The sequence below is a fragment of the Microbacterium enclense genome (assembly GCF_004022425.1).
Classification (GTDB): Bacteria; Actinomycetota; Actinomycetes; order Actinomycetales; family Microbacteriaceae; genus Microbacterium; species Microbacterium enclense_A.
In genome coordinates this window covers 1-12508 of record NZ_RBZY01000008.1, presented here as the reverse complement: position 1 = coordinate 12508, position 12508 = coordinate 1, and the positions used below count along the sequence as shown (strand labels likewise).

The window sequence follows — 12508 nt, the reverse complement described above, 5'->3', positions numbered from 1 at the left end:
CGGCGTCCGGTCCGCGTGTCTTGGACACTGAACGAGCCGCCCGACAACGACGAAGGGCCGCCCCGAATGGGACGGCCCTCCGTGAACGGTGCAGTGCGTCAGTTGTTGCCGCGCAGGATCGCGAGGATGCGCAGGATCTCGACGTACAGCCACACGACGGTGACCATGATGCCGAAGGCGCCGACCCAGCCGTACACACGCGGGGCGCCGTTGCGGACGCCGCGCTGGATCTGGTCGAAGTCGAGCACCAGCGAGTATGCCGCCATGATGACGACGAAGACGCCGATGATGAGACCGAGCGGGATGCCGAAGATCTCGACGCTGCGGAGACCGAAGGCGCCACCGGCGAGGGGGACGTTGAAGAGCATCAGGCCGAGGTTCACGAGGCTGAACACCAGGTAGCCGACCATCGCGATCATGAAGATCTTCGTGGCGCGAGCGGAGGCGCGGATCTTGCCGCTCGCGAACAGCGCGAGAGTCACACCGACGACCGAGAGGGTCGCGAGCGTGGCCTGGATCACGATGCCCGGGTAGAGGAACTCGAAGAACGCGGAGATGCCTCCGACGAACAGACCCTCGAACGCGGCGTAGGCGATGAAGACCGGAACCGACGGCTTCTTCTTGAAGATCGCCACCATCGCGAGCACGAAGCCGCCGAGACCACCGATGATCATCGGCAGGACGTTGGGACTCGGGTTCGCGACCGTGACCGTGCTCATCGTCCAGATCCAGCCGACGACGGCGGTGACGATGAGGACGGCGAAAAGGCCGAGGGTCTTGAAGACGGTGTCTTCGACCGTCATGCGGTCGGTCTGCACCGCGCCCGCGGACGGGGCGGCATACATGCCCTCGATGTTCGCGGTCTCCGCGGCGGCGGCTGCCGACGAGGGTGCGGCCGGGGGAGGGCTGTAACGGGTCTGGGCGCCGGCACGAGGGTCCTGGAACGCCGGGGTGTTGAAGGCCGGGTTGTTGAGGGCCACAGGGACTCACACTCCAAATTGCTGGTGATCACAGCACCGTGCTGTCCGACAACACTAGCCGAGGAAGCCGCGAGATTCCTTGTGTCGACTGGGATTCTGCTATGAGCGGAGGGAGCCCGCCACCCGCTCCGGATAGCCTGGCCCGGTGCCCGAGAAGCGCCCCCTGATCATCGGCCACCGCGGTGCTCCCGGCTACCTCCCCGAGCACTCCCGATCGTCGTATGAGCGCGCGATCGCCGCGGGAGTGGATGCCGTCGAGCCCGACGTCGTGCCGTCCGCGGACGGGGTGCTCGTCGTCCGCCACGAGAACGAGGTCGGCTCCACCACCGACGTGTCGGCGCGGCCCGAGTTCGCAGACCGCCGCCGCACCGCCGTGGTCGACGGCGAGCACCTCGACGGGTGGTTCACCGAGGACTTCACCTGGGCGGAACTGCGGACCCTCCGTTGCCGCGAGCGGATCCCCGAGGTGCGCCCTGCGAGCGCCGAACACGACGACATCGATCCCGTGCTGAGCCTGAGCGATGTGCTCGATCTCGCCCGGGTCGGCGGCGTCGGCGTGGTGCTGGAGATCAAGCACGCGGCCTTCTTCGCGCGCGCGGGGTTCGACATGGCCGCACTCGTGGAGCGGGAGCTTCGGGATGCCGGATGGTGGGACGACCCGGCGCTGGTCGTCGAGTCGTTCGAGCCTCTTGTGCTGCAGCGGCTGCGGGAGCGTGGCATCCAGGCTCCTCTCGTCCAGCTGATCGAGACGAGCGGTGCGCCGTGGGATCTGCGCGAGCGGGACGGGGCGGACGCGACGCCGTACGCGTCGATGCTCACTCCGGCGGGTCTCGACGCGCTCGCCGAGGCGGTGGACGGGATCAGTCCCGACAAGCGACTGATCCTCGCGCCCGACCGGCGCGGTGAGGCGCGGGGTCCGGCTCCTTTCGTCGCGGAAGCGCGGGTGCGCGGGCTGCGCCTCTTCACCTGGACGTGCCGCCCCGAGAATCGGTTCCTGCTGCCGGGCTTCCGCGGCCCCGGCGGCCCGGAGGCGTTCGGCGACTACGCGCGCGAATGGGCTGTGCTGCGGGACGCCGAGCTCGACGGCGTGTTCGTCGACCACGCCGACCTGGGCGTGGCGTTCTTCCGGGCGTAGGCGCACGCCGCGGGCGAGCGGTGTCGCGCCCCGTGGGCGTCAGCGAGCCGGGCGATCGGCCTCGTGCCGCCGCGGGCGTCGGCGCAAGCCCCGGCCGCGTGTCGGCGGCCGAGGCGAGGATGGCGGCATGACGGTGGACGTGACGGTGGTCGGTGGCGGCATCTCGGGGTTCGCGTGCGCGCGGGCGGTGCAGGATGCCGGGCGCTCGGTGCGCGTGATCGACCGCGGCCGGCGGCCGGGCGGGCGACTGTCGAGCCGCACGATCGACGGGCGCGCGGTCGATCTCGGGGCGTCGTACTTCGTCGTGGGCGACGACGCGCGGTTCGCGCGGGTCGTGGGTGACTGGGAAGCGCGCGGGATCGCCCGGCCGTGGACCGACACGTTCTCGGCGATCGACGTCGACGGCGGTCAGACGCGCAAGACCGGGCCGGTGCGCTGGGCGGCGCCCGCCGGATCGCGCGCGCTCGTGCTCGACCTGGCCGACGGCATCGATGTCGAGTCGGGGCGGGACGTCGAGCGGGTCGAGGCGTACCGGGTCGACGGCGAGGATGCCGGCGAGGTCGTCCTCGCGATGCCCGAACCGCAGGCGCGACGCCTGATGGCCGGCATCCCGGTCGCTCCGCAGGAGTGGGAGCCGGTCATCGCGGTCGTGCTGCGGTGGGACGCGCGGCGCTGGCCCGTCGACCTGCACGGCGCGTTCGTGAACGGCCACCCCGATGTCGCGTTCATCGCGGACGACGGCGATCGCCGCGGCGACGGGGCGCCGGTGCTCGTCGTCCACACGACCGGAGAGGCGGCGCAGCGGTGGATCGACGACCCGGATGCCGTGATCGCCCCGGTCGCGGCGGCGACCCGGCGACTCCTGGGGATCGACGCCGAACCGGTGGCGGCCCACGCGCACCGGTGGACGTTCGCGCGACCCGCCCGCACGACCGGCGAGCCGTTCTTCCGTTCGCCGGGGCTGTCGCTCTGTGGCGACGCCTGGGGGGATTCCGCCGCGGTTCGCACCGCGTGGGCGTCGGGCGATGCGCTCGGCCGTGCACTCGCGGCATCCTGAAGCAACGCCCTGAAACGCCGGGGCCCGTCGGACCGCCCCCGTAGGGTGGGGGCATGGACGCAGGGGGCGCGGGCATCGAAGCCGTACAGGTGAGGCGGGCGTTCGGCACGGTGACGGCCGTGGCCGACGTGACGTTCACCGCGGAACCGGGCCGGGTGACCGGACTCGTCGGGCCGAACGGATCGGGTAAGACGACGCTGCTGCTGATGCTGGCGTCGCTGCTGCGACCCGATGGCGGCGAGATGCGCATCGGCGGCGTCGACCCCGTGGCCGACCCGGCGGGTGCGCGACGCCTTCTCGGATGGATGCCGGACTCGCTGGGCGCGTGGCCGACCCTGACCGCGCGCGAGGTGCTGATCGCCACCGCGCAGCTCTACGACCTCTCCCGGGCCGAGGCCCGCGAACGGGCGGACCGGTTGCTCGAGCTCGTCGATCTCGTGCCGCTGGCCGGTTCCGCCGCGCGGGTGCTCTCGCGCGGACAGAAGCAGCGGCTGGCGCTCGCGCGAGCCCTCGTCCACGAGCCGCGGGTGCTGCTGCTGGACGAGCCCGCGTCGGGACTCGACCCCCAGGCGCGGATCGATCTGCGCGTGCTGCTCCGGCGCCTCGCGGACGAGGGGCGCACGATCCTGATCTCCAGCCACGTGCTGTCCGAGCTCGAAGAGGTCGTCGACGACGCCGTGTTCCTGCTCGACGGGCGAACGGTCGGCCGTGACCGCGTCGCGGCGGCGACGACGCGCGTGCGCGCGTGGCGAGTGCGGGTCGCGGCCGACGCTTCGCGGGGTGCGGCGGCGGATCGTGACGCGGTCGCCGCGGCTCTCGGGCGCGCGCCGGAAGAGGTCGGCGCCGACCGCCGCGACCTCCTCGTCCCGTTCGCGGACGAGACGGCGGCGGTTGCGGGGCTCCGAGCCCTCGTGGGCGCGGGGATTCCCGTCGCTGAGTACGCGCCCGCGGTCGGTGACCTCGAACACGCCTTCCTCGACCTCAGAGGCAACGGCGCGACCGAGGGGAGCCCGGAATGAACCTGCGTCGCCTCGGCACCGTCATCGGCATCGACCTGCGCCAGCGGGTCCGGTCGGTGGGCTGGTACGTGCTGCTCGGCATCTTCGCCGTCGTCCTGCTCACGTTGCTCACCCTGTCGTTCTCATCGTTCTCGCTGAGCGACGGTGGCAACGGGTGGTTCTACTCGCTCGTCATCATGTTCGTTCTGCTGCTGGTGCTGCTGGTGTCGCCGACGCTGAGCGGAAGTGCCGTCAACGGCGACCGGGATGCCGCGACCCTCGCGCCCGTGCAGGTGACGCTGGTGACGACGACCGAGATCGTGCTGGGCAAGTTCTTCGCGGCCTGGATCTCCGGCCTCGCCTTCCTCGTCGTGGCGCTGCCGTTCCTGGTCATCGCGACGTTCGCGGGGGAGCTGAACCCGGCGGTCATCGCCTCGTCGCTCGGCATCCTGGTGCTCGAGGTCGGCGTCGTGGCGGCGATCGGGGTCGGGGTCAGCGCGATCGTGGCCCGTCCCGTCTTCTCCGTCGCGGCGACCTACCTGCTGGTGGCGGCGCTGACGATCGGGACGCTGATCGCGTTCGGCCTGGGCGGCACGGCCCTGCGGACCGAACAGACGGTCACGACCCGCGACGTGGACTGGAACGCGATCCCCGTCGGGTGCGACCCGTACCTGCCGAACGACGCGACCGAGTGCCCGAGCCTCGAGGAGATCGGGTGCACGACGACGTCGTACACGAGCGAGATGCCGCGGTTCGATCGCGTGTGGGGCGTGCTCGCGGCGAACCCCTTCGTCATCCTCGCCGACGCGACACCGCCGACCTACGACGCGTACGGCAACCCGTCGGATCTGTTCTCGCAGATCGCCTCGGGCGTGCGCATCGCCCAGATCCCGCCCGAGGCCACCATGTCCTACGACTCGTGCACCAACGCCTCCCTGCCGTCGGATTCGACCGAGGATCGCATCGCCGGGACGGTGCCGAGCTGGTTCGTCGGGCTGTTCCTGCAGCTGGTGCTGGCCGGGGGCCTGCTCGCGTGGGGCATCGCCCGGACCCGGACGCCGGCGCGACGCCTCCCGCCCGGGACGCGCATCGCCTGAACCCGGCGTGGATCAGCGCAGCCGTGCGTCCAGGGCGACGGCGTCGTGCGGGGCGCGTCCGCGCGCGTCATTGTCGAAGTAGACGTACACGTCTCTGTCTTCGCGCCATCGGCGGACGCGGTCGGCCCACGCGTCCAGTTCTTCGGGGGTGTACCCGCTCGCGTACAGCTCGGTGGAACCGTGCAGGCGCACGTAGACGTGATCGGCGGTGACGGCGTCGAACGCGGGCCAGCGCCCGGCCGTGTCGGCGAGGACCAGCGAGACATCCTGCCCGCGCAGGATCTCTTCCGCCCGTGGGTCGCGAAAGGATTCCGACCGGGGTTCGAGCGCGTACCGGATCGGCGCATCGTCGTCGATATCGAGCCAGGAGCGGCCGTCGAGACGGGCGTCGTGCTCATGCGCGAGGGCCAGAGCGTCCGCCGTGGTCCGTGGCAGCTCGCCGAGGAACGCCTCGAGCACGTCCGGGTCGAACGGCACCCGCTCGGGCAACTGCCACAGGATGGGCCCGAGCGTCGGTCCGAGTGCGAGTACCCCGGAGGCGAAGAAGTTGGCGAGCGCGACGCGGGTGTTCGTCAGGCGCAGCATGTGCGTGACGTAGCGCGAGCCTTTGACCGCGAAGACGAAGCCCCCGGGCACCGCGTCACGCCAGCGTCGGTAGCTCTCGGGACGTTGCAGAGAGTAGAACGACCCGTTGAGCTCAGCACTCGGGAGGCGCTGCGCGAGGTACTCGAGCTCGCGCCGCTGCACGAGGCCGGGCGGGTAGAAGTCGCCCCGCCACCTCGGATATCGCCACCCCGAGGTGCCGACGTAGGCCGTGGCGGTCAGGCGTGACCCTCGGCGGCGGGTGCGTCGTCGTGGAGGGCGTCGCCGGTGTGGTCGTCGAGGTCGACGTTCTCCTCGGCTTCGGCGGCATCCTCGCGGACGTCGTCGGTGACGGCATCGGTGGGGGCGCCGCTGTCGGCGCGGGCGTCGTCAGCGTGGCGGGAGGGCAGATCAGGTGTGCTCATGCGGCCACGGTGCCCCACGGGAGCCGAGCGGGCGACCGGCTTGCGCTCGCGCGTCAGAGGTGCCAGGGGTAGCGACGGGAGGACATGCGGGGAGGGGAGGATGCTCTCGCGCGCAACGGTCCTCCCTTCGCCGCATCTCCTCCCGCCGTCACGGTGTCGGCGGGGTGGCCGTCAGTCCGAGGCGTCCGGTATCGACGACTCGACCGTCGGCCACGCCGGGAGCGGGTCGTCGAAACCGACCCAGGACTCCGGCCCGGCCGCGAGCTCGTCGTCGGTGAGGGCCGCGAGGTCGAGCACGTGGCGCAGGCGCGGCGCGGAGAGGTCGAGTCCCGTGAACGCGATCTCCTGGCCGAGGCCCATGCGTCCGTCATCCGTGCCGATCGGTTCGATCCACATGGCGGACCCGACGTGCTCCCACCGTGCCAGGATGCCGGGACGCGACGCCACACGGCAGAATCCGGCCGAACGGACCAGGCGTCCGGCGGCGCCGTAGTCGAGGCGGTCGAGAGCGGTCTGCAAACGGGCGGGGTGGAACGGCCGGACCTGGTCGTACCGCAGCGTGCTGACGCGGTTGTCGCGCATGTACGGGTCGTGCTCGTCGTTGAGCGCGCGCACCCACCCGGCCCGCTCCAGCACTTCGGTCTCGTGAGCGCGAGGGCCGGTTGCGTGCAGGTCGGCACGCGGGTCGCGGGTCAGGCGGAGGGTGGCGCCGGGATTGAGGTGCGACGCGAGCGCCATCTGGACCGCGAGGGCTGCGGTGGGCACCTGCTCCCAGTTCACCCAGACGATCCGGGTTGCCAGTTCGAGCGCGAGCGCCGCCTGGCGGGCGCGGGCCCCGACGTCGCCGCGCGTATCTCCCGAAGGGGTGGATGCCACGAGCGGCGCGTCGTCGAGGAGATCGCCGATCATGTGCCGGGCGTCGACGACGCACACCGCTTCGACGTCGACCCCACCGCGCGCGGCGATCGCGTGAATCAGATCGACATCGGTGCCCAGATCGACGACCGCCGGCTCATCGTCGGTGCGGGGCCGCGGCTGGGGGAGTGCATGCGCCGAGCGGAGATCGCGGTACCTCAGCAGGTGCAGCGGGCGGCCCAGCGTGACGGCGGTGCGCTCGGCGTAGGCCTGCCGTTCGGGCGCGCACACGCCCATCGTCACGATCGTCGTCTCCACGGCATCCGCCCTTCGTTTGTCGGGAATCGGGGAACAGCCTATCTTGTTATTGAGAACGGTTATCAACAGGAGGATGCCATGAAGGTCCGCAACTCTCTCAAGTCGCTGAAGAACCAGCCCGGCGCGCAGGTGGTGCGCCGCCGTGGGCGCGTGTTCGTCATCAACAAGCTGAACCCGCGGTGGAAGGGGCGGCAGGGCTAGTCGCGAACGGGACGCACCACCACCACGCGCTCCACGGCGACAACTGCGACGAGCACTGGATCGTCTGGGCCCTACGGGGTGCTGAACAGGGTCCGCTATTCTTCCGGGAAGGGCGGGCCTTCGTCATGCGCGCGGGAATCGTGCGACGAGTCGTATCAGCGTCGGCAGCCCGCGCGACGTGGCGGGCGCACCGGTGAGGCGTTCGATGACGGGCGTCGCATTCGATTCGCGGTCGCGTTCGTTGAGCGTCACCGACCAGCCCTCCGCGCTCTCGAGCAGTGTGCACCGGCGTCGTGCTGCCTCGGCCTGCGTAGCGGCATCGATGACGATCGAGCCGCCGTCGTGCAGCGTCAGCTCGCGTCGATCTGCGTCGGGAGCCGGGCCGTGGTCGGAGACGATGTCGCCCAGCTCGTCCAGCGTGAGGGTGAACACCTCGCGTTTCACTCCGGCCCGGGCCGCCAGGATGGGAGCCGCGTCCTGGGCGCGCTCGGCGTCACCGCCGAACACCACGGTGCCGTTGCTCTGAAACGGCACGGGGTCGTGGCATCCGGCATCCACGAACGACGCGACGAGATCGGCGGTCGTGACGTGCCCGCGCTGTCCCTGGTTGAGATTGCGGACGAAGGCGACGTGGCGCATGGGGGGAGGGTACCGCGGAGGCCGATTCCGGCGTGACCGGCGTCGGGGCCACGGCTCTGACGGGCGCTTGCCCCGAGGCAGCACGGCATGCGCCTCGTTTTATAGGCGTGACGCCTGACGTGCCGCTGACTATCCCCCCAGTTCTTCGGCGATGAGCTGAGCCGACACGTCCCAGAGCCGAGCGGCAGCGGCGGGTCGAGAGCGTGCGGTAGGACGCCGTGGAGTCCGTCGGTGACCATCGTCACGACTTCGGCGGGGTGGCAGTCCTCGAAGTAGAAGGGGCCGCCCGCGTGAAGCGATGCCCGCGTTGCCGCATAGACCGATGTGGCCGCCCCTTGCGCCACCGTCTTGGTGGGGTGCCTGCGCTTCATCTCGGCGAGTACTGCGGGATTCCAGAACCGCTGGAGATTCGTCCAGACGCCGCCCGGCATCACTGCCGTCGCGGTGATGCCGTAGCGGTGCCATCGCCTCGTCGCCTCGTGAGCGAACAGGACGTTCGCCGTCTTCGACTGGGCATAGGCGAGTCCGGGATCATAGGGATCCCGGTGGAAGAACATGTCGTCGAAGCGGATAGGGCTGGAAGCGTGACCGCTCGAGCTGACCGAAACAATCCGTGCACTCTCGGCCTCGATCAGCCTGGGGAGCAACCTCGTCGCCAGTGCGAAGTGACCCAGATGATTGACGGCCATGTGCATTTCCCACCCCTTCTCGGTACGCCGCTCAGGGGCATGCATGATGCCGGCGTTGTTCACCAGCAGATCAAGTGGTCCGGACCATGCTTCGGCGAAACCGTGAACGGTGGCGAGGTCGGCGAGATCGAGATGCACGACGCGCACAGCGGAATTTCCCGTCGAAGCACGAATCGAGTCGGCTGCACTGCCGCCCGCGGCAGGGTCTCTCACGGCCAGGGTGACGCGCGCGCCCGCGGCTGCCAGCGCTCTCGCGGTCTCGACGCCGATGCCGGAACTGGCCCCCGTGACGATCGCCGACCTGTCGCTCAGGTCGAGGCCGTCCGCTACCTCCAGTGCTGTCGAGTGGGCACCGAAAAGCTCGCTCATCAACTGACCCGGGTCTTGGTGATGCCGCCATCGATATCCAGGACCGTGCCGTGCAGAAATGCCGCGTCCTCCGATACGAGGTAGCGGACTCCGAACGCTATATCCACGGGACGCACTGGTCGTCCCGCGACCGTCGCGGCGGTCATGGACGCCAAGACTGCAGCGCTCCCCGCGTTCCCCGGCGTACTCGTGACGCCGGGCGAGACGGTGTTCACGTTCACGCCGTAGGGGCCGAATTCCGCCGCCCACGTGCGGGTCATCTGCTCGATCGCGGCTTTGGACGCGGTATACATGGCGCCGAAGGGAACGCCGACCCGCGACATCCACGACCCGACGTTCACGATCCACCCGGAGCCCCGGGTGGCCATGGCAGGAGCGACCTCTGCGACGAGAACGTGGGGCGCGCGCACATTCGTTGCAAGCATCGCATCGAGGTCAGCGTCCGCGAGATTCACCGTCGACGTCGCAGGGTAAATGCCGGCGTTGTTCACCAGGATGTCCACGCGGCCGCCCAGCTGTCGTTCAGCGGTGGCCGCGAACTCTCGGATCTCCTCGTAACCACCGGCAAGGTCGACCGGCACGACGTGAGCCGCGCCGCCCCCAGCGGAAATCCGGTCCGCCACCCGCCGCGCACGATCCACATCTCGGCCGCTGATGACGACCGTGGCGCCCGAGGCGGCGAGCACGCGCGCGATCGCTTCTCCGATCCCGCTGCTTGACCCGGTGACGATCGCTGTGCGCCCCAAGAGGCGGCTGTCGGTGGGAAGGGATTGGAGAGCGGCTTCATTGGACTGCATGGTCCATTGATAGCACAGGCTGGACCATACGGTCCAGCACATAGAGTGGGACCATGCACGAGGCGCAGCTCACCCAGCGCGGCCGTCTGACCCGGCAACGAATCATCGCGGCCACCGGCGAGCAGATTCTCGCCTCAGGAATCGGCGGCACGACGCTGGACACCGTGCGGGCTGCGACTCTGACCAGCAAGAGCCAGCTGTTCCATTACTTCCCCGGTGGCAAGGCCGAGCTCATACGCGAGGTGGCCGAATGGGAGTGGAACCAGCTCTGGGAGGCACAGGAGCCGGAGATCACCGACCTCGGGTCATGGGAGTCGTGGGAGCGGTGGCGGACCAGGCTCGTCGACTACTACGTCGGCCGAGGTCGGTGGGCCTGTCCCATCAGTTCGCTCGCGACTCAGGCAGCGGTCACCGACTCCGAGCTCGAGCGCATCCTCGCGAAGAGCATGCGCGTCTGGCGCGGGGCGCTCGCGGCAGGCGTGCGCCACATGCAACAGGCCGGTGCGGTCGACCAGGCAGCCGACGCCGACCGGATCGCAGCCGTCATTCTCGCCGCCATCCAGGGCGGTCTCATCCTCAGTCAGCCTGAAGGATCGGCGTGGCCTCTGGAAGCGGCACTCGATAATGCCCTCGCGCCCCTTCATCAGGCCGCACCTCGCACGCAGGTGTAAGGCGCGGGCCACCCGGACAAGAAACGGTCCGGAGCCCGTGACGAGCTCACGTGGATGGTGCTCGATGTGGCGGCGACCATGGGATCGCACGTCACGACGAGGTGCCGGCGGCCCGACCAGGTGGGAGTGGAGCTGCCGACCCCCGACTCACTCTCTCGCGTGAGCCTGGCCCAGCGAGGCTCGCCACTGCTCGAGGTGCGGCGGCAGGTGCACGGTCAGCGTCGTCCAGAAAACGTCGTCGTTCATGGCGCGATATCCGCCGTGGGCAGCGATGTTCCTGATCGTGCGGATGGCGTCGATGACGTCGCTGGGAACGTCGCCGAGCAGGGCGTCGAACTCGCGCAGCTCGAAAAGGGCCGCCGCGCGGATGACCACCATCGAGCCGGAAGCGTAGGCCGGGGAGTTCCGCGTGAACCCGGCCCGGCCGCCCGCGACAGCGTGGCCGAGAAAGGCCTCGATGGCCTCCAGGCGGTCGGCGAGCTTGGCTCGCGCGATATTCGTCGACGACTCGTCGCGCTCCGTCCGCGGAATGCGCTCGAAGCGGCGCGGCGAGTCGGGCGGCGCTCCGTCGGTCATAGGGCGACCATCGGGGCGTCGACGAGGAACGACGGTCGGTTCGCGTCATCCACGATCACGTCGACGGGGAAACCGGTGAGCTTCTCGACCTCGTTCTGGAACATCGCGAGGTCGAAGTAGCTCCTCCCGCTGCTCAATCGCACGAGCAGATCGATGTCCGAGGTGAAGTGGTCGCTGCCCGTGGCGATCGAACCGAAGACGCGCAGATCGTGCAGCCCGTGCCGAGTCGCCCGTTCGACAATGGCATCCGCGTGCTCTTCGAGGGCGAGGCTGGGGCGGTAATCCGCTTCTCTGAGGAGGCGCTCCAGAACCTCGGCACTGATGATCCTCCGCCCGGATTCGATCGCCGCGACGTGGGGCTGGCTCATGCCGGCTGCGCGTGCGAGTTCGGCCTGAGACATGTGCCGATCGGTGCGCGCGGCCTTCACTAACGTGCCGGCTCGGCGGGGGTCGAAGCGGTCGGGCATGCGATATACCTCCGTGGTATATCGTAGCGCGCCGATCCAACCTGGTGACAAGAAGTGGACGCGACGGCGGGAGTCGAACCCGCCACGCCTTCGGTTATGAACCGAGGCCCGGGACCGCCCGGATCGCCGCGATGTGCCCCCACGCTAACCCGGAGCGTGGGTGCCGCCAACGGGCGTTTCCTCGCGTGACGGGATATGTCGTCACAGACCCCGCCGCCCGTCGAAGATCATGCGTGTCGAGTGCTCCAAATGCTCCCGAACCGCGTGCTCGGGGTCGGCGAGCGCCGCCTCGACGTACGCGCGGTGCTCGGTCGTCAGGGCGCCCGTGGAGTAGGCGGGCCGGACGTGCGTGAGCAGCAGGTGCATCTCGGAGTCGAGGCGCCGGTACTCCTCGGCGATGCGCGGCGAGTCCGCGGCATCCACGAGGGCGCGATGCACGCGGGCGTGCGCGTCGAGCGTCGCGGGCCAGTCGCCGGATGCCTCCGCGGCGGCCAGTGCGTCGAGCGCGGCATCCACATCGGGCGGACGGATGCCGCGGTCGCGGACGATCCGCAGCGCCTCGGTCTCGAGGGCGCACCGCAACTGCTGCAGGGCGACGAGCGCGGCATCGTCGAGCAGTGAGACGCGCACGCCGCGGTACGGCTCGGCGGTG

15 protein-coding genes, 1 tRNA gene and 1 pseudogene are annotated in these 12508 nt (G+C 70.1%); 6 read left to right on the top strand and 11 right to left on the bottom strand.

Going from position 1 to position 12508, the window contains the following annotated elements:
• Window positions 1–98: 98 nt before the first annotated feature.
• The gene (locus D8Y23_RS03230; RefSeq protein ID WP_128216736.1) at window positions 99–980 is read right to left on the bottom strand and encodes a Bax inhibitor-1/YccA family protein; all 882 of its coding nucleotides are present in this window, start codon (window positions 978–980) and stop codon (window positions 99–101) included.
• Window positions 981–1125: 145 nt separating this feature from the next.
• Here D8Y23_RS03230 and D8Y23_RS03225 point away from each other — a divergent pair, with 145 nt between their 5' ends.
• The 4 genes from D8Y23_RS03225 to D8Y23_RS03210 all read left to right on the top strand — a co-directional run bounded on the left by D8Y23_RS03225 (window position 1126) and on the right by D8Y23_RS03210 (window position 5267).
• Complete coding sequence (locus D8Y23_RS03225; protein ID WP_128216735.1) at window positions 1126–2115, top strand: glycerophosphodiester phosphodiesterase family protein; 990 nt, start codon at window positions 1126–1128, stop codon at window positions 2113–2115.
• Window positions 2116–2242: 127 nt separating this feature from the next.
• Window positions 2243–3172 carry an NAD(P)/FAD-dependent oxidoreductase gene (locus D8Y23_RS03220; RefSeq protein WP_128216734.1) on the top strand — a complete coding sequence of 310 codons (930 nt, stop codon included), beginning with the start codon at window positions 2243–2245 and terminating at the stop codon, window positions 3170–3172.
• 53 nt (window positions 3173–3225) lie between these two features.
• The gene (locus tag D8Y23_RS03215; protein ID WP_128216733.1) at window positions 3226–4191 is read left to right on the top strand and encodes an ABC transporter ATP-binding protein; all 966 of its coding nucleotides are present in this window, start codon (window positions 3226–3228) and stop codon (window positions 4189–4191) included.
• Window positions 4188–5267 (top strand): ABC transporter permease, encoded by a 1080-nt coding sequence (locus D8Y23_RS03210; RefSeq protein WP_128216732.1) that lies wholly within the window; start codon window positions 4188–4190, stop codon window positions 5265–5267. The genes D8Y23_RS03215 and D8Y23_RS03210 overlap by 4 nt, the downstream gene beginning before the upstream one ends.
• 12 nt (window positions 5268–5279) lie before the next feature.
• Here the strand turns inward: D8Y23_RS03210 and D8Y23_RS03205 are convergent, their stop codons facing one another.
• The 3 genes from D8Y23_RS03205 to D8Y23_RS03195 all read right to left on the bottom strand — a co-directional run bounded on the left by D8Y23_RS03205 (window position 5280) and on the right by D8Y23_RS03195 (window position 7447).
• Window positions 5280–6092: a DUF72 domain-containing protein gene (locus D8Y23_RS03205; RefSeq protein ID WP_128216731.1), complete on the bottom strand. Its 813-nt coding sequence runs from the start codon at window positions 6090–6092 to the stop codon at window positions 5280–5282.
• Complete coding sequence (locus D8Y23_RS03200; protein WP_128216730.1) at window positions 6089–6274, bottom strand: hypothetical protein; 186 nt, start codon at window positions 6272–6274, stop codon at window positions 6089–6091. The genes D8Y23_RS03205 and D8Y23_RS03200 overlap by 4 nt, the downstream gene beginning before the upstream one ends.
• A 171-nt stretch (window positions 6275–6445) precedes the next feature.
• Entirely contained in the window at window positions 6446–7447 is a 1002-nt protein-coding gene (locus D8Y23_RS03195; RefSeq protein ID WP_240663750.1) for a GTP-binding protein, read from the bottom strand.
• Window positions 7448–7525: 78 nt separating this feature from the next.
• On the opposite strand from D8Y23_RS03195, the gene ykgO reads away from it, so the two are divergent.
• A complete protein-coding gene (gene ykgO / locus D8Y23_RS03190; protein WP_077050572.1) occupies window positions 7526–7648 on the top strand; it encodes a type B 50S ribosomal protein L36 in 123 nt (40 codons plus the stop codon).
• A gap of 123 nt (window positions 7649–7771) precedes the next feature.
• Here the strand turns inward: ykgO and D8Y23_RS03185 are convergent, their stop codons facing one another.
• From D8Y23_RS03185 to D8Y23_RS03175, 3 genes and pseudogenes are all read right to left on the bottom strand, one after another.
• Complete coding sequence (locus tag D8Y23_RS03185; protein ID WP_128216729.1) at window positions 7772–8287, bottom strand: DUF1697 domain-containing protein; 516 nt, start codon at window positions 8285–8287, stop codon at window positions 7772–7774.
• Between the two features lie 395 nt (window positions 8288–8682).
• A pseudogene (locus D8Y23_RS03180) lies at window positions 8683–9345 on the bottom strand (SDR family NAD(P)-dependent oxidoreductase); the annotation flags it as partial.
• On the bottom strand, window positions 9345–10142 hold the full coding sequence (locus tag D8Y23_RS03175; RefSeq protein ID WP_128216728.1) for an SDR family NAD(P)-dependent oxidoreductase: 798 nt from the start codon (window positions 10140–10142) through the stop codon (window positions 9345–9347). The gene D8Y23_RS03175 and the pseudogene D8Y23_RS03180, both read right to left, overlap by 1 nt.
• 53 nt (window positions 10143–10195) lie before the next feature.
• Here D8Y23_RS03175 and D8Y23_RS03170 point away from each other — a divergent pair, with 53 nt between their 5' ends.
• Window positions 10196–10813, top strand: a complete 618-nt coding sequence (locus tag D8Y23_RS03170; protein ID WP_128216727.1) for a TetR/AcrR family transcriptional regulator — start codon at window positions 10196–10198, stop codon at window positions 10811–10813.
• Window positions 10814–10960: 147 nt separating this feature from the next.
• Here D8Y23_RS03170 and D8Y23_RS16940 read toward each other — a convergent pair whose 3' ends face one another.
• From D8Y23_RS16940 to D8Y23_RS03155, 4 genes are all read right to left on the bottom strand, one after another.
• Window positions 10961–11389 (bottom strand): hypothetical protein, encoded by a 429-nt coding sequence (locus tag D8Y23_RS16940; protein WP_205796770.1) that lies wholly within the window; start codon window positions 11387–11389, stop codon window positions 10961–10963.
• Window positions 11386–11856, bottom strand: coding sequence for a helix-turn-helix domain-containing protein (locus tag D8Y23_RS03160; protein WP_128216726.1), 471 nt, complete (start codon window positions 11854–11856; stop codon window positions 11386–11388). Before D8Y23_RS03160 ends, D8Y23_RS16940 begins: the two co-directional genes overlap by 4 nt.
• Window positions 11857–11911: 55 nt before the next feature.
• Window positions 11912–11987: transfer RNA gene (locus tag D8Y23_RS16695), tRNA-Met, on the bottom strand.
• Window positions 11988–12057: 70 nt separating this feature from the next.
• On the bottom strand, window positions 12058–12508 hold a 451-nt coding region (locus D8Y23_RS03155), incomplete at its 5' end, for an FCD domain-containing protein (protein ID WP_128216725.1).